We start from the raw sequence: 21,805 nt of genomic DNA, 5'->3' as shown, positions 1-21,805 counted from the left end.
TGTGTTTTACCCATCTTGGCTCTACACCATGCTTACTAAATTGAATAGTCATTTTGGTACTTTTTCAGCGTCACTATCTCGTGTAAGGATGATTCTCCAACTTTTGATAATGAACCCTAATACTTGTTTTTATAGTAGCAAAAGTTAACTGCGATGTCTTGCAATCAACATGTATCAATTACGCCTCAGTGTATTTGCCTCCCGATTTTTCCGAACTTGTTCCTCTTCAAAATCTGTGACAATCGCTGAGGCTTTTACCTTAATTCAGTCGGTGATTTTACATCAATGAATCACCATCTATAGATGTGGGCGTTTCTCCTGAATCTAGAAAAAAGGAGTAAGGGTTATCCCTTACTCCCAATACCCTTGTATATTATATCTATTCGATATTATAAAGGCTATACTTTTTGTGCATAAAAAGCAGTAATATGTCACACTTTTTACTCAAAATGTCGAAATATGATACTTATTTATGGTTTAAGCCTTGTTCAGCAATGTATAAAGCTAGGTCCATTAAGCGAGTAGAGTAACCAATTTCGTTATCATACCAAGCTAAAACCTTCACCATTTTGTTTTCTAACACCATTGTTGAAAGGCCGTCTACCGTAGAAGAATAATGGTTACCGTTATAATCAATTGATACTAATGGTAGCTCATTGTAATCTAAAATGCCTTTTAATTCATTTTCAGAAGCTTCTTTTAATGCTGCATTAATTGTTTCTTTCGATACATCTGCTTTTAGTTCTACAACTAAGTCAACACATGATACGTTAGGTGTTGGCACACGCATAGAGAATCCATCTAGCTTACCTTTTAACTGTGGCAATACTTTTGATACAGCTACTGCTGCACCTGTTGTTGTTGGAATCATAGACACCGCTCCAGCACGTGCACGACGAGGATCAGAGTGTGGGAAGTCTAGAATTCGTTGGTCATTTGTATAAGAGTGAATTGTTGTCATCATACCACGTTCAATGCCAAATTTCTCATCAAGCACTTTAGCTACTGGTGCTAGACAGTTTGTTGTACAAGAAGCATTGGAAATCACATCGTCAGTTGCTGGGTTATAATCCTCATGGTTTACACCCATTACAAATGTAGGCATTGCCCCTTTTGCTGGTGCTGATAGAATCGCTTTTTTCGCCCCTGCTTCAATATGCTTGCCTACTTCTTCCATTGAACGGAATCGACCCGTACATTCAAGCACTACATCTACGCCTAATTCGCCCCATGGTAATTGTGCAGGATCTTTTTCAGCATATACTTTTACACGTTGACCATTTACTACGAAAGAATCTTCATCTGCATTGACTTCAGCATCATAGATACCGTGTACTGAATCATATTTCAATAAGTGCGCAAGCTGACCAGCATCTGTTAAGTCGTTTACGGCTACTACTTCAAATTCATCATGCTTCATTGCCTCACGAAATACTAAACGTCCAATACGTCCAAATCCATTAATCGCTAATTTTAATGCCATTGTTAATTCCTCCAATAATGTGTGATGTCTGTCTCTATGAGTAGAGACATCAAAATTTACTTTATGCTCATTCAAAAAATGCTTTAGCACTTTCTGAGATCGAGTGACATGTTTACAACTTTTCCATCATTCAAGATGCTTATTTTCTATAGAAGATATTTTAGCAGCAATTGCTTTGGCCGCTGCTTCATCTGTTACAAATATAGTTTGCTTAGGTGCTACTTTAAAATAAGAAAGCATTGCATTGACCTTCTGTTTTCCTGCTGCAACTGCAATGACCTGTTCACTGTTTTGTACCTGCTCAAGCTGGATACCAATTGTGCGTATACGATGTACTATTTCTCCATCGGCATTGAAATAATAGCCAAAAGCCTCACTCACAGCACCTTTTTCCTCAAGAATTCGCAAATCCTCAGGAGATGAGTTACGACGAATAGCCATTTCCTCTGCGGAGCCAATCCCATGAATGACGCAATCTGCTTGATCATAGAAGGCCATCATTTCTGTAACCATCGGCTCTGTTAGCATCGCTTGATACGCTTGCTCACTTAAATGCTCTGGTAAAAATAGAGTACGGTATTGTGTTTCCATTTGCATGGCAAATGTTGCAACAAGTGTATTGGCCTGCATTTGCATTTCATGTCCAATCCCCCCGCGTGCAGCTACAAAAGTAATATTCTTTTGTCCGTCTAAAGGATGTAAAAACTGCGCAAGAGAGGCAACAGATTTTCCGCCAGTGACAGCTACAACTTGCTCTTCAAAAGCAGTTGACATAAATTGCAATGCTGCTTCTTTGCCTAGCATGGTTAGGATTGTATGATCCTCATTGTAATCACCAGGAACTACGACTACACGTTGGATGCCAAAGTGTCTTTCAAGCACTTTTGCAAGCTGGGTTAAACCAGACCATTCATAAACGATGGCTCTTAATTTTTCAATGACTATTTCACCATCATCTGTACATACCATACCCGACTTTTGCGCATCTAATAACCCTTGTTCACGTAAAATATCAGTTTCTTTGCGTATTTCTCTTTCTGTCATTTTCAGTGAATCAGCTAGTGTACGTCGTCCGATTGGTTGCATGAGTTGAACGGCTTGCAATATTCGATATCTTGCTTGTAGAAGCGGATACATTTCAGGAAGTAGCCTTTGCTGTGCCTCTGGAACAGTTAACATATCTATCTACTCCCCTAATTAATAGTATTGGGTTATTTTTTATCCCACTTAATTATTTTGTGTCCCACTTATGGTTTTATTATAATATGCATTGTTTTAAAGTGCAAGTAGTTGTATTGTTCTGGATAAAAAAAAGCCTCATAGCTATAAAAACAGCTACAAGACTTTGTTGTATTTATTTAGTAAAGGATAAAATCGCATTCTTTTTAAAACCTTCTAAAGCTTTTGTTGCTTCGGTTTTATTAGTAAACTCAAAAATTCGAACGTCCTTTTTCTCAAATACTGTAATAACCCACATTGTAAAATCTCCCTTCACATCATTCATTTTTGTAATATAACAACCACTAAAATTTGTGATCTATTCGTTAAACTGTTTTATAACAACTTCTTACTTGATACCTATTCTACTCCGATTTTTAGTAAAAGAAAGACTAATGTGAAGGTCTTCACAAACTGTTCAAATTCAAACCGCTTTCATTGAACAATTTGTGAATTGTGAGATTAATACCTAAATAATAAAGTCTTTTATACCGTTAATAACTCTTTATACCTTAAGCAGATTAACTGCCTAATCGCTCCATTAACGTGGCATAATCTAAATGACCATACTGAATGACATCACCATCTTTTTCAACTACCGGAATCATTAGCATATATTTTTCATGTATGCGATCATCCTGCTCAATATCAATTATTTCAACATCAAATAGAACATCTTCCTGAACAAGCTTTAATGTCTGTAATCCTTCTACACATAAAGGACAATTCGCCCGACTAAAAAATTGAATCTTCATAAATAGCACCTCCTCTTTTATTATAAACGATGTAGTATTGAAGAAATGCCTGCTATTCTTTAATGATGTTTATTTGTGCTGTCTTATCTTCCTTATTTGTAATGGTTGTTTTTTTGCCAACAATGACGGAAATCACGACAATCATTGCCACGACAATTGTAAACCAAGAGATGGATTCATTTAAAAATAGCGTAGCAAAAAGAATCATTAAAAATGGCTGTAAATATTGGATCTGACTAACTCTTGCAATACCTCCTAAAGCCATTCCACCATACCAAGCGACATATGCTAGAAACTGACTGACAACAGCTAAATATAACAGGCTAACCCACGCTGTAAGAGGGGCATGTAGCATTTCCAAGGAAAAATGGGAAATGACAGGGACAATAAAAAAAGGAGCCGCCATCAAAATAGCCCAAGCAATCACCTGCCAGCTCCCTAATTCCTTCGCTAACTGTCCTCCTTCTGCATAGCTAAGACCTAATATTACAACTGCTGCTAATAATGCTAGATCTGCCATATGTAATTGGCCTAAGCCTAAAAAGCTAGCATAAATAATAACGGCTAAAGCCCCAATAACACTCGATAACCAAAACTTAAATGAGGGACGTTCACCTGCTCTGAATAAAGCAAAGCCCGCAGTCGCTAAAGGTAAAAGTGCTAATTCTACCGCTCCGTGAGAAACTGGTAACCTTGTCATTGCCCAAGATGTAAGTAAAGGAAACCCTAATACAGCCCCAAAGGATACTATTATCAAGCTTTTAAATTGTCTAGCAGTAGGTAGTCTTTCTTTTCTTACAAGTAAAACAATGGCTACGATGAACGCCGCAATGACAGCTCTCCCCAATCCTACAATTGTCGCCCCAAAATATGGTACAGCTGTACTTGTTGCGGGTAACGTTAGACTAAAGCAAATTACGCCCACAAACCCTAACAGCAAACCTATTTTTTCTTTTCTTTTTTCCTGCATGTTCTCATCCTTTCATTTTCCTCTCCATCTGTCCCTGGTATAATCCATAGTAAGTGGTGCTACCTAAAAAATAAACAGAATTTTCTACCAACTGTCCTGGTACAGATAAAGGAGGAAAGATGATGATTGCAAAATATTTAGAGGTTATAGAGGACATTAAAGAGCAGCTTGCTAACGGTGTGCTCATTGCAGGCAGTAAACTACCTTCCGTACGACAACTATCTGAGCAATTTTCCTGCAGTAAAAATACAGTGATAAGAGCGTATAATGAGTTAGAAAAGGAGCATCTTATTTTTTCCAAACCCAAAAGTGGCTACTATGTTGTGAATAATATAGAGCAACCGAGTACACACCAACAAGTTATTGATTTTTTATCTGCTGGTCCAGACAAAAGCATTATGCCCTATATTGAATTTCAGCATTGCATCAATCAAGCTATTGACACATATAAAGAAGAATTATTTAGTTATAGTGATCAGCAAGGGCTTTACTCACTACGTGTACAATTGGCTAAGTATCTGCAGAACTTACAGGTCTTTACTGAACCTGATCGATTATTTGTTGTCTCGGGCTCACAGCAAGCATTACATTTGCTAGCGACGATGCCATTTCCGAATGGTAAAAATAATATATTAATAGAACAGCCTACCTATTTTGGTTTTATAGAATCTGCCCATCTGCAAAAAGTTAAAACTTTTGGGATTGATTTAACAATGAAGGGCATTGATTTAGATCGTCTTGACTATATTTTTCGCAATAATGACATTAAGTTTTTTTATACTGTGCCGAGATTCCATAATCCTCTTGGTCATAGCTATACAAATGACGAAAAAAGAAAGATTGTGGAATTAGCAGAAAAATATGATGTTTATATTGTGGAGGATGATTTTTTAGGAGATTTAGATCCTGACACAAAAGCGGATCCGTTGTTTTCTTTTAATCCCTCTGGCAGGGTTATTTATATTAAAAGCTTTTCAAAGGTATTTCTTCCAGGTTTAAGAGTAGCAACAGTCGTCCTTCCCACTTTAATGACAAATCATTTCCTACGATATAAATTTAGTGCTGATTTCAATAGCTCTGTTCTCTCGCAGGGTGCCTTAGACATTTATTTAAAAAGCGGTATGTTTAATAGTCATATTAAAAAGATTAAAGAGCTTTATGTAAGAAAAATGAGCATTTTACAGGAGGCTTGTGAATCATTACTTCCTCCCCCTACTAACTATACGAAACCAGTATCAGGCTTTTATCTTTCCATTGTTCTTCCTGATAATGTAAGTGCTAGGCAGATAGTTCATTTATTAAAGGAAAAAAATATATTGATGGATGACGCTGCTAGAATGTTTCTATCAGAATTTAAAAAGGATAATCTTATTCGTTTAAGTATTTCTCAGGTTGATGAACCATTCATTTATACTGGTATTGAGGAACTAGCACTGTGCATTTCATCATTTGAACGTAAAACGCGCTATCCAAAGCCCATTCACCTATTGTAATTAAAAAAGGCATTGATTGTGAGTAAGCTACACATCAATGCCTTTCGTTTTAAGTTATTTTAAATGACTATCGAAGAATTTTACCATGGCATTATAGAATTCAATTCTATTTTCTTCATTTGCAAAGCCATGTCCTTCATTATCTTTTAGCATGTACTCTACATCCACACCTCTAGCGCGTAAGGCTTCCACAATTTGATCGGATTCTGCTTTGTTCACACGCGGGTCATTTGCTCCTTGAGCGACAAATAATGGTGTTTTGATTTTATCTGCATGGAAAACAGGTGAAACAGCAGTTAACAATTCTTTGTCTTTCTCTGGATGGCCTACGCGCTCATAAAACATGTTACGCATAGTTTCCCAGTAAGGAGGGATGGTATTTAATAATGTAAATATGTTAGATACCCCTACATAATCAACTGCAGCAGCATATAAATCAGGTGTATACGTAATACCCGCTAATGTTGCATAACCACCAAAGGATGCTCCATAAATACCGATGCGATCAGGGTCTGCAATGCCTTGGTCAATTGCCCATTGGACACCATCAGTGATGTCATCTTGAATCTTCAGACCCCATTGCTTATTACCAGCTTGAAGGAACTCTTTACCATATCCAGTTGACGAACGGAAATTCACCTGTAGCACTGCATAGCCACGATTAGCTAATAATTGTACTTCTGGATTGAAGCCCCACATATCACGTGCCCACGGCCCACCATGAGGATTGACAATAAGAGGGAGATCTTTCGCTTCTTTATTTTTCGGTAAAGTTAAATAGCCATTGATTGTTAAACCATCTCGACTCTTATATGAAATTGGATGCATTTCTGCAAGTTCATTCGGATTTAACCAAGGGCTTAAAGTGGCCAACTCGGTTAATTCATCTGTCGTAGAATCGTAATAATAATATTTTCCATAGACAGTATCACTTGAAACACTCACAATAAATTTTGTCATTTCTTTATTGTAATCATTGATACCAAGCTCACTTTCATGCACATTCAGCTTGCTTTGAATTTTACGGAAAAGCTTTTCAAAGTTCTCGTCAAAGAATTGGTAATGTGTTTTATCTGTTATATATGCACCATATAGCAATTTATCGTGTTCGGCGCTATATAAGACACCCGAAACATCTACCTGATCATTAGACATAATTACTTCTTCATTACCTTTTAAGTCGTATTTCACAACTTCTACTTTGTCTCTACCTTTGTTTGATGTAGCATAAATGTATTGATTGTCTTTTGAGAATGCTAGTGGCATTACTTCATCTCCAGCTTCCATTTCAATAAATGGCTTGAATTCATCCTTTTCAGAATCTCGATAAAGAATCGTTCCTTCCACACCATCTGAGGCTATGGCAATTCGCACATTTCCATTGCGATCTGCTAGCCAGCTTGTAATATTACCTGGATTTTTTGCAACATGAGTTGTTTCACCAGTCTTTACATTCAGCTTGTAGACGTCAAAAACTGTTGCATCTTCCTTATTCATCATGATAAGTATTTCATCTTTAACACCTTGTAGGCCACTTAATATCCCAACTGTGACGTTTGGATATGGTGTTAGATCTTTTTCCTCAGAGCCATTAAATGTTGTAGAATAAATATGGAAGTTTTCATCTCCACCTTTATCCTTTACGTATAGTAAATTATTATCCTTCCAGAAAAATCCTGCAACGTCCCGATCTTTTGAATTCGAAACACGAACAGGCTCACTATCATCATTCATCTTTTTCACGAAAACATTGGATCTGTTCTCCCAAGCAGAAGAAAAAGTAATGTAATTGCCATCTGGCGAAAGTTCATAACCGAAATTTCCAGGATTTTTCATGAAGTCTTCAACTGAAATTTCCTTTACACCTTCATGATTAGAACCATTTTTTATTTGTTTTGCATTGTTTAAAATTTTTACTGCATCTTGTTTTGAAATTGCTTCTGTATTTAATGATAAACCATTAAATAAACCAATCTTATTGGCCTTCTCTAAATACTCAGCAAGTGAAGTCTCTTTTTCTTCTTTATTTAACGCTCTAACTAAAATACGAGCCACTTCATCACGTTTAATAGTCAAACTTAAATCTGTGAATTCTCCAGCCTTTACCCATTTATCAATAATTTGTTGACGCATTGAATCTGATCCGTGCTGGAATGTTAAAGTTGTTACAGCTAAATTCAAAAATTCCTGCGCTGATACACGTTCTTCTTGTGCTATTACACTGCTATTTGTTTCATTGGCAGCACGAACATCTTGCATGGTTGCAGGAATAACCACAGAGGTTGTTAAAATAATCGCTAACGATGCAGATAAAAATCTTTTTTTCAAAATGATTCCTCCCTATATCAGTTTACGTTATATCGATTGTCGATATATTTAAATTATAACAATTCTAGCATTTTTGTCAATAATTGAGAGTTTTTTTATTCAGCCAAAATGAAAGCGAACTAAATAGAATAGTTCGCCATTACCTCTATTAAAATTTCCTGCTTGCTCCCCCACCAGCAGAAGATCCGCCACCAAATCCGCCAAAGCCCCCTCTACTCGAATGTCCACCACCAAAACTACCTGGATAACCGCCATAGCCTCCAGAGCGAGGACCTCCGCCACCTTTCGAAAAGAATGAATAGATAATAATAACAACGATAATGATTAGGATAAATAACCAAGTGGGTATGTCATCCTCTTCTTTTGATTGCGCTGGCAAATCACCGCTCCAATTATACTCTTGGGCAACAGCGCGAAAAACTTCAGAATAGGTTGCTTGAAAAGCTTGATCTAAATTACCAGTACTTGCTGAGGGATAAAATGCATTATCTAAAATGCGTCCTAATTTACCATCTGGTAATACTCCCTCTAATCCCTGGCCCACGGCAATTACAACGTCGTTATTTCCTTCCCCTTGACCAAAGGTAGCTAAAATCAAGACACCGTTATTTTTTTCCTTGTCACCAATGCCCCATGAACGAATCAATTTTGTCGCATACATTTTCGGCTCTTGTCCATGAAGACTATCAACTGTGACTACCATGATTTCAGCACCAGTGCCTTGATCCAACTGCTCGGAATAATGATTTAGCTCTTCGTTGACATTGACAGAAATTACATTGGCAAAGTCATGTATATACGTATTTTTCATCGGTGATGGCATCGTTGCTTCTGCTAGATTCGAGAAAAAAAGAAGCACCGAACAAACGATGATCATCTGTATAATGCAACGTTTCATTAATGTGTACCCGATTGACTAAAATCGATAGATGGTGCTTTGTCAGCTCCTGCTGCGGCTTTAAAGTATTGTTTTTGTTCAAAGCCAAACATCCCTGCCATTAAATTCCCTGGGAAACGTTTAACCTGTTTATTAAATTGCTGCACCTCATTATTGTAATCCTCACGTGCTACAGCCAGACGATTTTCGGTACCTGCTAGCTCATCCATTAACTGGCGGAAGTTTGCATCTGCCTTTAAGTTTGGGTAATTTTCTACAACTACTAGTAAACGACTAAGAGCGCCAGTTAAAGCATCATTGGCAACAGCTTGCTCCTCTGGTGAGCTTGCATTTCCCATTTGTGCACGTGCCTCCGTAATATTTGCTATCACCTCTTGCTCATGATTCGCATAGCCTTTCACAGATTCCACTAGATTGGGAATCAAATCATAGCGACGTTGGAGCTGATTTTCAACTTGTGCCCATTTAGAATCAACATTTTCCTCAGCTGTCACCAGGCTATTATATTTAGGTATAAATAATAAGGCGATTACAACAAGAATGATGACAATTATTCCAATTGGTCCAAGTAACTTTTTCAATTTTAAGCCTCCTTGACTTGCTTTTCCTTCTATCTTTAGTCTACATTTTTACCTTTACATTTATACCGTATGAAATCGAATTGACGCGCCATACTAAATACTGCAACAAAAAATTATTGAGGAGGCGTTTTTTTTGTCACAATCGTTTTACAATGAATCATCAAACCAAACAAATTTAAATCAACAACATAGCCTAAATCATGGTGGACATGAAATGATGGACATGCATGAAACAATTGGCGAAATTATTGCAGGTATGAACCAAGCGATTATTTTGCGTCCCCATGTAAAAGATCCTGAATTACTCAACATCTTGGATCGCCAATATAATTTCACTCTTGGTATGTACAATACGATCGTTGAGTCCTTTAAAACAGGACACGATCCATCTGTTCCAACAGGACGCTACCAGATGGAAACAGGAAATGATTTCAAATATGGCCTAAACCCTGGTCAACCAAAAAAGCCAATGCAAAACGCTAATGAAATTAATGATGAAGCTATCTCTGGATTTTTACTCGGTGCTCAAAAAGGAGCAGCAAAATGTATGACAACTGCTGCGTTGGAGACAACAAACCCTGTAGTTCGTCGCGTTGTTGCAGATAGTATTCCTAACTGCATTGAAATGGGATACGAATTATCCATTTATCAAAACAAACACGGCTATTATCAGGTGCCTCAGTATTCTCAACAGGATATGCAAACGATGCTGAATGCATTCGACACAACATCTAATCCCCTTCATTAAATAAGAACAGAACATGGTGAATATTCACCATGCTCTGCTGTTTTTAGCACAAAAAAGCGAACGAGCATGTCGTTCGCTTTTTCTGCTTTATAATACTTTTCCTAAAAACGCTTTCGTACGGTCGCTTTGTGGATTACCGAATAGTTCCTCTGGAGACCCTTCTTCTACAATATAGCCCCCATCCATGAAGACTACTCGATCGCCTACTTCACGAGCAAAGCCCATTTCATGTGTCACAACAACCATTGTCATCCCTTCAGCTGCTAGATTTTTCATAACATCGAGCACCTCTTTTACCATTTCAGGGTCAAGGGCTGAAGTTGGTTCGTCAAATAAAATAGCTTTTGGCTTCATTGCTAAGGCACGAGCAATCGCCACACGCTGTTGCTGACCACCAGAAAGCTGCTCAGGATAATTATAGGCTTTGCTGTCGAGCCCAACCTTGTTTAATAGCTCATGTCCTAGAGCTTCTGCGTCTGTACGACTCATTTTACGAATTTGCATAGGTGCCATCGTGACATTATCGATAACAGTCATATGCGGGAATAAGTTAAATTGTTGGAACACCATACCCACTTCAGCACGAATTTCATTGATATTCGTTTTTGGATCATTAATTTTTACATTTTCAATATAAATAGCACCATCCGTTACTTCTTCTAACATATTGATACAACGGAGAAATGTACTTTTTCCTGAACCAGATGGCCCAATAACACAGACAACTTGTTTTTCTTGAATTTCATAATCGATTCCTTTTAATACTTCAAGCTTGCCAAAGTATTTGTGTAGGTTATCAATTTTTATCATCTTGCTTCCCGCCCTTCTACCTTAGCTTTACGAGGGACATAACTATTGCTAAATCGTTTCTCGATAAATGCTACAATCTTCGTTACACCATATGTCAACACTAAATATAATAATGCTGCAACGATATACGGTTCCCAGAAGCGGAAGCTTGCACCAGCTACGACCTTACTAGCGTATAAAATATCTGGTGCTGCAATTACAGTTACGAGTGAAGAATCTTTTAATAATGCAATAAATTCATTTCCCAATGGCGGAATCATACGTCTAAAAGCTTGAGGCAAAATGACCTTACGCATCGCTTGGTTATGCGTTAATCCAAGAGAGCGAGCAGCCTCCATTTGCCCTTTTGCAATACTTTGAATCCCTGCACGGAAAATTTCCGCATTATAAGCAGCACAGTTTAAAATAAGCGCTGTAATCCCTGATACCATATAACCTAAAGAATGACCAAAAATTGTTGGAATAACTGCTAAGTGAATTAACAAGATTTGTACAAGCATCGGTGTTCCACGGAATAAATCGATATATAGTTTAGATGGCCAATAAATCCATTTCTTACTCGATAATTTTCCAAGGCCTAAAAATAGCCCTAATAGAATACCGCCAAAATAACCACTAAGTGTTAAAATAAGTGTTACGCCAATACCTCGTATAAACATATCTCGGTAGTTCCAGACAATGTCCCAGCGTAAGTCAAAGATGTCCATCCGAAAACCCCATTCCCCTTTTAATTACAATTGATAAATGAGCCGTAGCACAGTTACTATGTTAATAGCATCATTTCATTCATTTTTATTGAAAATCAATGCCTGTAATTTCTTTTAATTTCCCATTTTCTTTAATTTTTTTAAGACCTTCGTTTAATTTATCTAGCAATTCTTTATTTCCTTTTTGAACCATGAAGCCATAGTATTCTTTTTCGAATGCATCATCTTCAATTACTTTTAGTTTTTGATCTGGGTGAGCTTTGATATATTCATAAACTACTGCGTTATCTCCGATAGCTGCGTCAACATTCCCATTTAACATTTCTTGAATAGCGATTGGCTGACTTTCAAAAGCCATAATATTTGTACTTGCTTCCCCTTGTAGCTTTTTCGCCGCCATATGACCAGTAGCATTGATTTGTACAGATACTTTTTTATCTTTTAATTCATCAAGAGATTTAATTTTTGAATCTTCTTTCACAACAATTAATAACTGAGACTCATAATACGGTTCTGTAAAATCAAATGATTCTTTACGCTCTTCCGTAATTGTGATTCCAGAAGCACCGATATCTGTTTCACCGTTTTTAATTGTTTGGAACACTGGCTCCCATCCAATATTATTCCACTCAACCTCAAAGTCCATCTCATCTGCAATAGCTTGTAAAATATCGACATCAATCCCTACAATTTTCCCTGAATCGTCAACAGATTCAAATGGTGCAAAAGTAGCCTCAGTACCTACTTTATAAACTTTTTTGCCATCTCCACCATCTTCTGAAGAAGAGCTACCTGAAGATGCATCATCTTTTGTACCACATCCTGCAAGTGCTAATGTTAATGCTGCAATTATCATCAGTAACATCCAACCTGTTTTTTTCATTGTATTTCCCCCTAGTTCGATAATTTTCCGAATTACGTATTATTTTTCGCAATTCGGAAATGTTAGACTATTAGGTCAATTATATTAACATTATAGTATTTAGACAACAACTTTTCGCATAAAATTAAATATTTTTTCATATAAATTTATATTAAATTCATATAATTTGAAAAAATATGTATAAATAACAAGAAAATTAACCTAAAACTAATATATATACAATGAGAACCATGCCAAATTTCGATAAATTTAGGCAAAAAAAAGAATCCCCTCAGATAGGATTCTTTTTTTCGACTATTTCTAGTCTCACGTACAGTATGTTCACTAAAAAATAATTTGGAGTTGTTGCTTTTTTGAAGGTTTGAAAGGAATAAATAGGGGAATAATGCAAACAGGACAGTATTCCCTTTATTCTTCCTCTCGATCTCCAGTAAGCAGGCTGCTAAACTACTTATTAGGAGATGAGCTATAACAGTATATCAATTAATCAGTAAAATGGCGCCCTCGGAGGGCATAGTAAAAGTGCATAATATCAACGTTCGATATGGCAATTGTGTAGCATTTGTGTTGCGCAAGTATATCGATGATTTATTTGCACTTAATTTTACCTTTCTTACTCTACTAGGATTCACTCTCTTTATCAATAGATAACTTGTATATTTAAAATAAATTTTTTATATAGGTAGATTTCATTGATAGTCACTCGTTCTATATGAGTGACTTATTTTGTTTTTAACTTCCCTAATAACCTTAATTATAATTGTTTATATGTACATTAATATATAACTATTAAAATAGAAATAGAAAAATATGAAAAAATATTTATTTTTAGGTATGTTGTCTTTATTTTTATTAACAGCTTGTGGAGAAAGAAGATGAAAGTGTCTACTTCTGAAGTAGTTGATACTACAGACGAACCTAAATCTACAACTACAGAAAATTCAGTTGAGTTATCCTGGACTGATAGAATCATATCGTTAGCAACAAACTCTTATTCTGTTTCAGATAAATTCTATGCACTTGAAAATATACTAATGGAATATGATGCTACTAATGATGAAATTAAAGAATTTTCAAATGACATAATAAACGACTATAAATCAGGAAACTATTTAAGTGAAATTGAAAATCATGAAAGAATGTTAACAAACATTTTTAAGTCGTATATGTTGAAAAAAATAGCGACGGTCCTATGAAAGATTTTGCATTTGATTATCTCCAAAATATGAAATACACATATCGTGGTGCTGATACTGTAGATAGCGAATCTGTAAAATCGAATGAAGAACAGATGAATAAAGCGCTTAAAGAAATTAAATAAATCAATATTTTTTAATTTACCAACCATTAATTATTGAACATGATATTTTTTTTAAAGCATCCGTTTACGTTCTTCACTAATTGGGCGCTTATCGAAGTATTGTGACTGGATTTTCAGTTCCTAGTAGGTGTTGGGATCAGCCAGTCCTAAACCTCACTTCACGAAGTTAAATAACCTTAATATCAAAAAAATGTTAGACCAATTGTATCGGTCTAACATTTTTTCTTTTTGTCCCTGCCTCTTTGTATTACATATATTACTCAAAGTGTTTTATTTCTATAAGGTTATGATCTTCCATCATTTTTGCAATATTTATTACAGGCATATTTAATGTTGGAAAATCATTTGATAATGAAGTTAAAGTAGAGATAGTTGTTCTTAAATAAGGGTATAGGATAGCAATTGCATTTGGAGAAAGTAAATTTTCAAAAGCTATTCCATCACTTGCGTCTTTATTATATTTAAAATTCCCTATTATAGTAACATCTACTTGAAAAGGGGAATTAACACCTTTTAAATCTCCTATTTTACAAGTTAATATTACATCCGCAGTTTTTTCTCTCTCAATATTAATATTACAAATTATATCAGTATCTAACGATACATCTTTACTATGTTCAAAATTTGAATTCTTTTTAAAAGAAGCTTCACTAACTATATAATCTTCGAATTCTATTCCTGCCATTTTATTACGCCGCCTTGTTAGGATCCCAAGTAAAACTAGTATAGGATCCATTATCTTTAATGGTAATTATTTCTTTATTTTTTAGCTTTGCTTTACTATTTTCACCTATTATATTTAAATTAATTCCATCAATGTTCGGAGTTTGTTTTGTACTATTTTTTCTAGAAATATTGATATTTAATTTAAAGTTGTCATTTGATAAATTAGAATATAATTTAATTTCGGCATTATTTACAAAAAATTCATCAATAAATGTATTCATTTCATCAAAGGAGATAATATCATGACTTCCATCTCCATCTGAAAAATGAATACCTGGAACATCAACATTTGATTGAATATTAATCCCTAAATTTTCTGCAGCAGCCATAATTTTATTAATATCAAACATATATGACACCTCGCAATTCTATTTAATAATTACTAAACAGTAATCTCTTCATAAGTATTAAAATCCAAAATACTTGAATCATATACACATAATTGATTCCCATTATTATTTGATAGTCCATAATCTCCTTCTAATCTAAACAGATTAGGTATATTACTACCTCCAAATAAATAACAAGAAGCTTTAAAATCCAAACTTGTAGATAGTAAATCTAAAAGTGTACATAAAGCTCTTCGTTTTTTTGAAACTTCGGTTTCTCCAGCTCTTTTCTCAATTACTATACCCTTTTTGTTGTCTTTTAGAAACTTATTGAATTCTTTCAGAATCTTTTGTCCTTCTTCAGTATTTAAATTTAAAAGGTTTCTTCTTTCAACATTAACCATAATATATATCACAACAGGTTCATGCGTCTCATTAGTTAACCTTTTTTCTTTCTTTACTGCATTTCTCGCCCACCATTTGCCTTTCATTTCATCTTCTATAAAAAAATAAACGCCATTTCCAAGCCAATGATCTTCTCTATATTCATATGTGAATTCTTTATTGGTTATAATGATGTTTGAATTTTTTGAAGTAGTACCATGGTAACAATTATAACTGATTAGATAATTATGCATTGTTTTAACACCCTGTATAAAAATACTTATTTTTTTAAAAGAGGTTTTAAATAACCCTTATTATCCATATTTTATCAGTTTAATTACAAATTGTACATACATTGTGGGTACATTGTGCACACAATATACACACATATATAAATAAACCAGGTACTCAATTGAGCTCTTGGTCTTTTTTTAGGTGACTTAATAATAATTTTTCTACTTGTGTTTTCAATGCCATGTTTGCGTACGTAAACACTTGATTGTTGCCAGCTGTAGCAACAATCATATCACTAAAGTATTCATTTGTTTTTATCCACCGCACTACTCTTATTTTATCTTTGGCCAAAAGCCTCTTGGCGTTGTAACAGTCTTGCGAAATATCGTCCAACAACTTGTCAAGGATTGGCAGGTGCACTTTGCTCAATTTAAGGTTTTCGATCACCTTATAGTCTCGCTGTAATGATTGAACAGCCATATCATAAACCACATATTTATGAAGTAGTCGTCTTTGTTTGAATTTAATCATACAATGGGAGCTCCTTGTGAATGACTTGAACAATTGCAAGGACGCTATCAATCAAAAATGTACGGTTTTCCATGTCTTGTGAAACAATGCGCTTGAAACGAATTGCCAACAATTTCAATAATCTTGATACGCCTTTTTGACACTTGTGCCATCTTTGGCCATGTACATCATATTCAATAATTGGTTACGCAGCATTACTTTAATCAGTTGTTCTTTCACCATTCCACGCTCCTTTATATATAAGATACTTTAGGTTAATTATAGAACATTTGTTCGATATTTAACAAGTAAAACATTAGTATATATTTGAAATAATAAATTTTGTTTCACAAGAAACGTATCTAAAGACCTATTTATAAAGTTTACTTAATTAAAAATTTACCTTTTGATAACTGTTTTTAAGTTATATTATAGAAAAATTAATAAATCTATTTCCACACGCTATTTTCTTGTATTTTTTTTACATAGTAAATCTTCTTTAAAATTATATTTAGGCACACGCCTAATTTAATTTTAGAAAGGTTGATATTAAATAATGACAAAAAAAACTCTCCACAGAAAAGAGCGAATAACAATTACTGTTCAGGTTAATAATTACTTAACTCCCTCGGATGGTAGTAAAAAAGGACCTTTAATAAAAAAAGGCCTTTTAACTTTTTTAAGCATTATCCCTATATTAATAGATATAATTTTAGCTATAAGTTTCAACTAAAGAAATAAGCCCAGGCTCAAAAATAAATGAGTACCTGGGCATTGTTATTAGTTCCGTAATGATAATTTCTAAACAAGTTTTCTACACTTAAGGATATGTGTCGAAATTTGTTGTCCGAAAATTCAGCATTATTCGAAAACATATGCTAGAATAGTAGTTGAAAATTTCATAATTTCTAAATTTTAACTAAAATGGAGGATCAGAGTATGAAGAAAATTTTTGCACTAGCTTTACTACTAATTTTGACAGTTGTGATTGCACCTTCTAAATCATTTGCAAACGAAAACAATGATTTTATTAGTAGCAACCCAATATCAATTGAAAATTACGAAGGAAATGAGGAAGCAATACAATCAAACATTGGTTCAACTACATTTGCTCCTGAACAGTCCGAACAATCAGATGAGATTCAGACATTTGGTTTAGATTTTGCTAGAGGAACAATAAGTTGTTATGTAATGGGTAGTGATGCTTTCTGTCCTTGGACAATCCAAGTAGGTGGAGATGTTATCACTTATAGTAACGTAGTTGTGACACTTAAAAGAGATGAAGGTTGGTTAAATGGAGGATACAAAGATTATACTACTTTTTCATTTAAATATCCTGTAAACATCGCTACATCTACTATTCGTAATGAAGCAAGTTTCAGACTACCGAAGGGCCATTATAAGGCGTACCTTGGAGGGAATTTTACAACTGCAAAAAATGGAGTATATAGTGCCGTTGTAAGTGATCCAGCTGTTTTTGAAATCAAATAGAATTGGAGTTCAAAATATGGATTGGCTAAAAGAATGTGACGTAGACTTATCAACAGTTGATAATGGGCTTAACGAATTTAGAATTACGAACATAGAACATCTTGAAAAAATCCAAAGGAAATATTCAATTTTAACAGAATTCTATATTTCATTAGCAGCAACCTCGCCTGATTCACTTACTTCTATTTTTATAAAAGAATCAAGTATTCCTGATGAGTTATTAGGAAACGTGGTAACACATTTCGAAGATGTGAAATTGGTAACAGAAAATAATAATCCTGTTGAAATAATGTTAAAAAATCCGAAAAGAGATTCCATAACCTACATTCTAAATAATAATAAGAATCCAATTATAGAAAACCTTTTTTATTTAGAAACTGAAAATTCTCTTAATGAGTGGACACCACGTAAAACCTATAAATTAGAAGCATCGAAAATTGAGAAATATGATAATCATGAGTTTGATGGTTTGTTAACCTATTTGTCCCCACCTACTAATCAATCATTTTTCATGTTACCCGTTTATGGTTGGGTTTTGAATGATTCTTTGAAAGATTTATTTGCTATTAGATATTTTACACATAAATTTAAAGATGTTTATTTATGGGTGGATGAAAATAAAAATGTTACAAATATTCAACTTACTGAAAAACAAGAGTAGCAATCGTTACTCTTGTTTCAGACTTGTAGACATAAGGAATCGAGAAGTTCACTCTCGATTCCTTTCTATTTTTTTCTCATTCTGTTTACAAATATGAGCAAAACGTTAATTCATATACTTATTATGGTAACGTTTGAGAACTGTTGCCATTTGCTCTCTTGTTAGAACACCTTTAGGATTCATGCTTTTGCCATCTCCTTTGATAATGCCCTCTAAGTAGAGGCAAAGGGTCATTGGTATCCAATTATGTGTTTTGGTGAATTAGTTGGCCTAACAAAGCCTGCTTTTAACTTTAAAGAAAATACAATTAGTATTTTTCAAGCTTGGGATTATCGAGAGGGGAAAGGGTATACGGATTTAAAAAACACATCATCTGAAAGAATCATTGTAGTAGAAGATATTGTCATGCGCTTATTAGAGGAATATGCTAAACAATTAAAAGATAACGAATATGGTTTATTTTTCTATGTAGGTGGGAATATTAAATCTGTAACAAATGAAGATGCTAATAAACGATTAAAGAGTATATTGAATGTGCTTGAAATTCAAGAAATTACATGTCATGGACTTCGACACACTCATGCGAGTGTACTTTTATATGAAGGCGTAGATACTCAATATGTTTCTGAACGTCTTGGTCATGAAACCATTTTCACAACAATGCACACTTATGCTCACGTGTTAAGAGAACTTAGAACACGTGAAGAACAAAAAGCATTAAGTATTTATAAGAAAATGTTAGATAAAAAAGATGAGTAGCATGTGTAGTATTTGTGTAGTGTAGTTCATTTTTCTATCGTTTTTTAACGACTTCTCACGCAATCTTTAAAAAGTAAAAAAACCTCACAAACGTTGGTACAAGAACGTTTGTGAGGCTTTTACGAAATATAATAAGGTTTTCTTAATTGTAAAATGGCGCCCTCGGAGGGAATCGAACCCCCAGTGCAAGAACCGGAATCTTACGTGTTATCCATTACACCACGAGGGCAAAAGACACAAAAAAAAAGTACTCACTCTAGGCTTACGAAAAGCATGATGTAGATAACCCTCATTTTTGAAGCATACCTGCAAAATAGTGACCTGTACTTTAAACCTTATAACCTTAATCATTATACAAGCCTATCCTATATAATTCAACCATAGAATGCAAAAACTTTTTATTTTTTTAATTTCACTTTAGCAGGGTTAATATTTGACCTTCCCTGACTATAATGTGTATGATAAGGATACAGCTGAAATACAAAGGAAAATTTTCAGCAAAGGTATTCGAATTTAGCTTTTTAAGGAGGATTTAACATGAATTTAATTCCTACAGTTATTGAACAAACTAGTCGTGGTGAGCGTGCATATGACATTTATTCACGTCTACTTAAAGACCGTATTATCCTTTTAGGAAGTGCTATTGATGACAATGTTGCTAACTCTATTGTCGCTCAGCTTCTTTTCCTACAGGCAGAAGATCCAGATAAAGATATCTCTCTTTATATTAACTCACCTGGTGGATCCATTACGGCTGGTATGGCTATCTATGACACAATGCAAATCATTAAACCACAGGTCCAAACAATTTGTATTGGTATGGCTGCATCAATGGGTGCTTTCCTACTTGCAGCTGGAGAACCTGGTAAACGTTTTGCCTTACCAAATGCTGAAGTCATGATTCACCAACCATTAGGTGGTGCACAAGGTCAAGCGACAGAAATTGAAATTGCTGCTAAACGTATTCTATTCTTACGTGAGAAATTAAATGGCATTTTATCTGAACGCACTGGTCAACCACTTGAAGTCATTGCAAGAGACACAGATCGCGATAACTTCATGACTGCTGAACGTGCAAAAGAATACGGTTTAATCGATCATATCATGCACCGTAGCGATAATAAATAAAAAATAGAAGGCATCACAGAATTGCTCTGTGATGCCTTTTGTTTAATGAGTGTTAATCTTCATTTTCAATAATTGTTGCTAATGCTGTAACCGCTTGCTCAGCATCGTTACCTTCACTGCTTAAAGTCACTTCGGTACCTTTAGCAACTGCTAAGCTCATAACACCCATAATGGATTTGGCATTTACTTTTTTCTCATCTTTTTCTAGAAAGATATCAGCACTAAAACGATTTGCTTCCTGCACAAATAGTGCTGCTTGTCTAGCTTGTAGTCCTAATTTTAATTTAACCTGGACTCTTCTCTCAATCATTCTCAAAACTCCCCTTCACTACCGTTCGTCTGTTAGTTTTATCTTACCTTACTTACTGGCAAAAGAACAATAAGCGATTAGCATGACATTCATACCTGAAAAGTATGATAACTTAACCACCTATTTTTTCACCACGCCTTAATGCATCCGCAATCTCATCAATTTTTCTCAATCGATGGTTAACACCTGATTTACTAACCGTTCCACTAGATACCATTTCACCAAGCTCTTTTAATGTCACATCTTGGTATTCAACACGGAGACGTGCTATTTCACGAAGCTTCTCTGGTAGTTGATCAAGACCAATTGAATTTTCAATAAATCGAATATTCTCAACCTGCCGTAATGCTGCTCCAATGGTTTTATTTAAATTGGCAGTTTCACAGTTCACAATACGGTTGACACTATTACGCATATCTCGCAAAATCCGAACATCTTCAAATTTCATCATAGCCTGATGCGCTCCAACAATATTAAGGAAATCTGAAATTTTTTCCGCTTCCTTTAAGTAAGTCACAAAGCCCTTTTTACGTTCAATTGTTTTGGCATTAAGTTCAAATTCATTCATTAAATCCATTAATGCCTCACCGTGTTCTTTATATAAAGAATAAACCTCTAAATGATAAGCCGATGTTTCTGGATTATTGACGGAACCTCCTGCTAAAAAGGCTCCTCTTAAATAAGCTCTTTTTTGGCCACTCTTTTGAATGAGCTTTCTTGAGATAGTATGGTTAAATTGAAAGTCGTCTGAGATGATTTCTAAATCAATTAATAGCTCACGTGCACCTTCTCTTACACGGCATATATACACATTATTTTTTTTCAATCGCATTTTCTTACGAACAAGTAATTCCACATTGTACGGATACAATTTTTTCATAATCGTATATAGTCTTCTGGCAATTGCAGCGTTTTCGGTTTGCACGTCTAAGCTTAGTTGTTTATTTGCAAAGGATAATGAACCATTCATACGAATTAGGGCAGAAACTTCTGCTTTCATACAATGATTGTCCGCTTCTATTTGTGTCAATTCTTTTTTTGTTTCAGAAGCAAAAGACATATCACGCCCCCCTTTCAA

General features: G+C 34.9%; 25 protein-coding genes and 1 tRNA gene. 7 read left to right on the top strand and 19 right to left on the bottom strand.

Translation table 11 applies throughout. The features are described from left to right. Window positions 1-466 precede the first annotated feature (466 nt). From gap to JIN86_RS19650, 5 genes are all read right to left on the bottom strand, one after another. Window positions 467-1,483: a type I glyceraldehyde-3-phosphate dehydrogenase gene (gene gap, locus JIN86_RS19665; RefSeq protein WP_004228061.1), complete on the bottom strand. Its 1,017-nt coding sequence runs from the start codon at window positions 1,481-1,483 to the stop codon at window positions 467-469. Between the two features lie 126 nt (window positions 1,484-1,609). Continuing rightward, window positions 1,610-2,662 carry a sugar-binding transcriptional regulator gene (locus JIN86_RS19660; protein WP_004228058.1) on the bottom strand — a complete coding sequence of 351 codons (1,053 nt, stop codon included), beginning with the start codon at window positions 2,660-2,662 and terminating at the stop codon, window positions 1,610-1,612. A 175-nt stretch (window positions 2,663-2,837) separates the two neighbouring features. Beyond that, window positions 2,838-2,960 (bottom strand): hypothetical protein, encoded by a 123-nt coding sequence (locus tag JIN86_RS23825; RefSeq protein WP_004228055.1) that lies wholly within the window; start codon window positions 2,958-2,960, stop codon window positions 2,838-2,840. Window positions 2,961-3,222: 262 nt separating this feature from the next. Then, window positions 3,223-3,456 carry a glutaredoxin family protein gene (locus tag JIN86_RS19655; protein WP_202342665.1) on the bottom strand — a complete coding sequence of 78 codons (234 nt, stop codon included), beginning with the start codon at window positions 3,454-3,456 and terminating at the stop codon, window positions 3,223-3,225. A gap of 52 nt (window positions 3,457-3,508) precedes the next feature. Then, entirely contained in the window at window positions 3,509-4,426 is a 918-nt protein-coding gene (locus tag JIN86_RS19650) for a DMT family transporter (RefSeq protein ID WP_202342664.1), read from the bottom strand. Between the two features lie 122 nt (window positions 4,427-4,548). Between JIN86_RS19650 and JIN86_RS19645 the strand changes: the two genes are divergently transcribed. Beyond that, window positions 4,549-5,919, top strand: coding sequence for an aminotransferase-like domain-containing protein (locus JIN86_RS19645; RefSeq protein ID WP_202342663.1), 1,371 nt, complete (start codon window positions 4,549-4,551; stop codon window positions 5,917-5,919). Window positions 5,920-5,973: 54 nt separating this feature from the next. Here JIN86_RS19645 and JIN86_RS19640 read toward each other — a convergent pair whose 3' ends face one another. The 3 genes from JIN86_RS19640 to JIN86_RS19630 all read right to left on the bottom strand — a co-directional run bounded on the left by JIN86_RS19640 (window position 5,974) and on the right by JIN86_RS19630 (window position 9,726). Continuing rightward, window positions 5,974-8,247, bottom strand: a complete 2,274-nt coding sequence (locus JIN86_RS19640; RefSeq protein ID WP_202342662.1) for a S9 family peptidase — start codon at window positions 8,245-8,247, stop codon at window positions 5,974-5,976. A gap of 148 nt (window positions 8,248-8,395) precedes the next feature. Next, entirely contained in the window at window positions 8,396-9,145 is a 750-nt protein-coding gene (locus tag JIN86_RS19635) for a TPM domain-containing protein (protein WP_004228043.1), read from the bottom strand. After that, window positions 9,145-9,726 (bottom strand): LemA family protein, encoded by a 582-nt coding sequence (locus JIN86_RS19630; protein ID WP_004228041.1) that lies wholly within the window; start codon window positions 9,724-9,726, stop codon window positions 9,145-9,147. The genes JIN86_RS19635 and JIN86_RS19630 overlap by 1 nt, the downstream gene beginning before the upstream one ends. A gap of 133 nt (window positions 9,727-9,859) precedes the next feature. Here JIN86_RS19630 and JIN86_RS19625 point away from each other — a divergent pair, with 133 nt between their 5' ends. Continuing rightward, window positions 9,860-10,474 carry a spore coat protein gene (locus JIN86_RS19625; RefSeq protein ID WP_004228038.1) on the top strand — a complete coding sequence of 205 codons (615 nt, stop codon included), beginning with the start codon at window positions 9,860-9,862 and terminating at the stop codon, window positions 10,472-10,474. An 87-nt stretch (window positions 10,475-10,561) separates the two neighbouring features. On the opposite strand, the gene JIN86_RS19620 is transcribed toward JIN86_RS19625, so the two are convergent. From JIN86_RS19620 to JIN86_RS19610, 3 genes are all read right to left on the bottom strand, one after another. Further along, entirely contained in the window at window positions 10,562-11,284 is a 723-nt protein-coding gene (locus tag JIN86_RS19620; protein ID WP_004228036.1) for an amino acid ABC transporter ATP-binding protein, read from the bottom strand. Continuing rightward, window positions 11,281-11,991, bottom strand: a complete 711-nt coding sequence (locus JIN86_RS19615) for an amino acid ABC transporter permease (RefSeq protein ID WP_004228035.1) — start codon at window positions 11,989-11,991, stop codon at window positions 11,281-11,283. The genes JIN86_RS19620 and JIN86_RS19615 overlap by 4 nt, the downstream gene beginning before the upstream one ends. 85 nt (window positions 11,992-12,076) lie before the next feature. Further along, entirely contained in the window at window positions 12,077-12,874 is a 798-nt protein-coding gene (locus JIN86_RS19610) for a basic amino acid ABC transporter substrate-binding protein (RefSeq protein ID WP_004228033.1), read from the bottom strand. A gap of 875 nt (window positions 12,875-13,749) precedes the next feature. On the opposite strand from JIN86_RS19610, the gene JIN86_RS19605 reads away from it, so the two are divergent. After that, window positions 13,750-14,070, top strand: a complete 321-nt coding sequence (locus tag JIN86_RS19605) for a hypothetical protein (RefSeq protein WP_004228032.1) — start codon at window positions 13,750-13,752, stop codon at window positions 14,068-14,070. A gap of 381 nt (window positions 14,071-14,451) precedes the next feature. Here the strand turns inward: JIN86_RS19605 and JIN86_RS19600 are convergent, their stop codons facing one another. The 4 genes from JIN86_RS19600 to JIN86_RS19585 form a co-directional block, all read right to left on the bottom strand. Continuing rightward, entirely contained in the window at window positions 14,452-14,880 is a 429-nt protein-coding gene (locus JIN86_RS19600) for a protein-export chaperone SecB (RefSeq protein WP_202342661.1), read from the bottom strand. A 4-nt stretch (window positions 14,881-14,884) separates the two neighbouring features. Then, entirely contained in the window at window positions 14,885-15,271 is a 387-nt protein-coding gene (locus tag JIN86_RS19595) for a hypothetical protein (protein ID WP_202342660.1), read from the bottom strand. 32 nt (window positions 15,272-15,303) lie between these two features. Further along, a complete protein-coding gene (locus JIN86_RS19590; RefSeq protein ID WP_202342659.1) occupies window positions 15,304-15,888 on the bottom strand; it encodes a hypothetical protein in 585 nt (194 codons plus the stop codon). Window positions 15,889-16,042: 154 nt separating this feature from the next. Further along, entirely contained in the window at window positions 16,043-16,399 is a 357-nt protein-coding gene (locus JIN86_RS19585) for a YhjD family protein (RefSeq protein WP_202342658.1), read from the bottom strand. A gap of 918 nt (window positions 16,400-17,317) precedes the next feature. On the opposite strand from JIN86_RS19585, the gene JIN86_RS19575 reads away from it, so the two are divergent. Continuing rightward, the gene (locus tag JIN86_RS19575; protein WP_004228029.1) at window positions 17,318-17,869 is read left to right on the top strand and encodes a hypothetical protein; all 552 of its coding nucleotides are present in this window, start codon (window positions 17,318-17,320) and stop codon (window positions 17,867-17,869) included. 16 nt (window positions 17,870-17,885) lie between these two features. Continuing rightward, window positions 17,886-18,530, top strand: coding sequence for a hypothetical protein (locus JIN86_RS19570; protein WP_004228028.1), 645 nt, complete (start codon window positions 17,886-17,888; stop codon window positions 18,528-18,530). Window positions 18,531-18,635: 105 nt separating this feature from the next. Here the strand turns inward: JIN86_RS19570 and JIN86_RS24010 are convergent, their stop codons facing one another. Then, window positions 18,636-18,764, bottom strand: coding sequence for an S-layer homology domain-containing protein (locus JIN86_RS24010; RefSeq protein ID WP_370568728.1), 129 nt, complete (start codon window positions 18,762-18,764; stop codon window positions 18,636-18,638). Between the two features lie 12 nt (window positions 18,765-18,776). On the opposite strand from JIN86_RS24010, the gene JIN86_RS19565 reads away from it, so the two are divergent. Further along, on the top strand, window positions 18,777-19,289 hold the full coding sequence (locus JIN86_RS19565; RefSeq protein ID WP_202342657.1) for a site-specific integrase: 513 nt from the start codon (window positions 18,777-18,779) through the stop codon (window positions 19,287-19,289). 154 nt (window positions 19,290-19,443) lie between these two features. Here the strand turns inward: JIN86_RS19565 and JIN86_RS19560 are convergent. Further along, window positions 19,444-19,518 (bottom strand) — tRNA-Arg (locus JIN86_RS19560). A 308-nt stretch (window positions 19,519-19,826) separates the two neighbouring features. Between JIN86_RS19560 and clpP the strand changes: the two genes are divergently transcribed. Continuing rightward, complete coding sequence (gene clpP, locus JIN86_RS19555) at window positions 19,827-20,417, top strand: ATP-dependent Clp endopeptidase proteolytic subunit ClpP (RefSeq protein WP_004228025.1); 591 nt, start codon at window positions 19,827-19,829, stop codon at window positions 20,415-20,417. Between the two features lie 52 nt (window positions 20,418-20,469). Here the strand turns inward: clpP and JIN86_RS19550 are convergent, their stop codons facing one another. Continuing rightward, complete coding sequence (locus tag JIN86_RS19550; protein ID WP_004228023.1) at window positions 20,470-20,727, bottom strand: HPr family phosphocarrier protein; 258 nt, start codon at window positions 20,725-20,727, stop codon at window positions 20,470-20,472. A gap of 112 nt (window positions 20,728-20,839) precedes the next feature. Then, the gene (gene whiA, locus JIN86_RS19545) at window positions 20,840-21,787 is read right to left on the bottom strand and encodes a DNA-binding protein WhiA (RefSeq protein ID WP_004228019.1); all 948 of its coding nucleotides are present in this window, start codon (window positions 21,785-21,787) and stop codon (window positions 20,840-20,842) included. Window positions 21,788-21,805: the final 18 nt, after the last annotated feature.

The sequence above is a fragment of the Lysinibacillus sp. HST-98 genome, from assembly GCF_016757845.1.
GTDB classification, from domain to species: Bacteria; Bacillota; Bacilli; order Bacillales_A; family Planococcaceae; genus Lysinibacillus; species Lysinibacillus capsici.
This window is presented reverse-complemented; position numbering and strand designations above follow the sequence as displayed.

What these genes read in the sequence shown, in the direction of transcription:
- gap (WP_004228061.1), bottom strand. Translation starts at nt 1,483, where the DNA reads ATGGCATTAAAATTAGCGATTAATGGATTTGGACGTATTGGACGTTTA.
- JIN86_RS19565 (WP_202342657.1), top strand. Translation starts at nt 18,777, where the DNA reads ATGTGTTTTGGTGAATTAGTTGGCCTAACAAAGCCTGCTTTTAACTTT.
- JIN86_RS19655 (WP_202342665.1), bottom strand. Translation starts at nt 3,456, where the DNA reads ATGAAGATTCAATTTTTTAGTCGGGCGAATTGTCCTTTATGTGTAGAA.
- JIN86_RS24010 (WP_370568728.1), bottom strand. Translation starts at nt 18,764, where the DNA reads ATGACCCTTTGCCTCTACTTAGAGGGCATTATCAAAGGAGATGGCAAA.
- JIN86_RS19570 (WP_004228028.1), top strand. Translation starts at nt 17,886, where the DNA reads ATGGATTGGCTAAAAGAATGTGACGTAGACTTATCAACAGTTGATAAT.
- JIN86_RS19620 (WP_004228036.1), bottom strand. Translation starts at nt 11,284, where the DNA reads ATGATAAAAATTGATAACCTACACAAATACTTTGGCAAGCTTGAAGTA.
- JIN86_RS19590 (WP_202342659.1), bottom strand. Translation starts at nt 15,888, where the DNA reads ATGCATAATTATCTAATCAGTTATAATTGTTACCATGGTACTACTTCA.
- JIN86_RS19550 (WP_004228023.1), bottom strand. Translation starts at nt 20,727, where the DNA reads ATGATTGAGAGAAGAGTCCAGGTTAAATTAAAATTAGGACTACAAGCT.
- JIN86_RS19585 (WP_202342658.1), bottom strand. Translation starts at nt 16,399, where the DNA reads ATGATTAAATTCAAACAAAGACGACTACTTCATAAATATGTGGTTTAT.
- JIN86_RS19605 (WP_004228032.1), top strand. Translation starts at nt 13,750, where the DNA reads ATGAAAGTGTCTACTTCTGAAGTAGTTGATACTACAGACGAACCTAAA.
- JIN86_RS19575 (WP_004228029.1), top strand. Translation starts at nt 17,318, where the DNA reads ATGAAGAAAATTTTTGCACTAGCTTTACTACTAATTTTGACAGTTGTG.
- clpP (WP_004228025.1), top strand. Translation starts at nt 19,827, where the DNA reads ATGAATTTAATTCCTACAGTTATTGAACAAACTAGTCGTGGTGAGCGT.
- JIN86_RS19610 (WP_004228033.1), bottom strand. Translation starts at nt 12,874, where the DNA reads ATGAAAAAAACAGGTTGGATGTTACTGATGATAATTGCAGCATTAACA.
- whiA (WP_004228019.1), bottom strand. Translation starts at nt 21,787, where the DNA reads ATGTCTTTTGCTTCTGAAACAAAAAAAGAATTGACACAAATAGAAGCG.
- JIN86_RS19600 (WP_202342661.1), bottom strand. Translation starts at nt 14,880, where the DNA reads ATGGCAGGAATAGAATTCGAAGATTATATAGTTAGTGAAGCTTCTTTT.
- JIN86_RS19650 (WP_202342664.1), bottom strand. Translation starts at nt 4,426, where the DNA reads ATGCAGGAAAAAAGAAAAGAAAAAATAGGTTTGCTGTTAGGGTTTGTG.
- JIN86_RS19660 (WP_004228058.1), bottom strand. Translation starts at nt 2,662, where the DNA reads ATGTTAACTGTTCCAGAGGCACAGCAAAGGCTACTTCCTGAAATGTAT.
- JIN86_RS19615 (WP_004228035.1), bottom strand. Translation starts at nt 11,991, where the DNA reads ATGGACATCTTTGACTTACGCTGGGACATTGTCTGGAACTACCGAGAT.
- JIN86_RS23825 (WP_004228055.1), bottom strand. Translation starts at nt 2,960, where the DNA reads ATGTGGGTTATTACAGTATTTGAGAAAAAGGACGTTCGAATTTTTGAG.
- JIN86_RS19645 (WP_202342663.1), top strand. Translation starts at nt 4,549, where the DNA reads ATGATTGCAAAATATTTAGAGGTTATAGAGGACATTAAAGAGCAGCTT.
- JIN86_RS19595 (WP_202342660.1), bottom strand. Translation starts at nt 15,271, where the DNA reads ATGTTTGATATTAATAAAATTATGGCTGCTGCAGAAAATTTAGGGATT.
- JIN86_RS19635 (WP_004228043.1), bottom strand. Translation starts at nt 9,145, where the DNA reads ATGAAACGTTGCATTATACAGATGATCATCGTTTGTTCGGTGCTTCTT.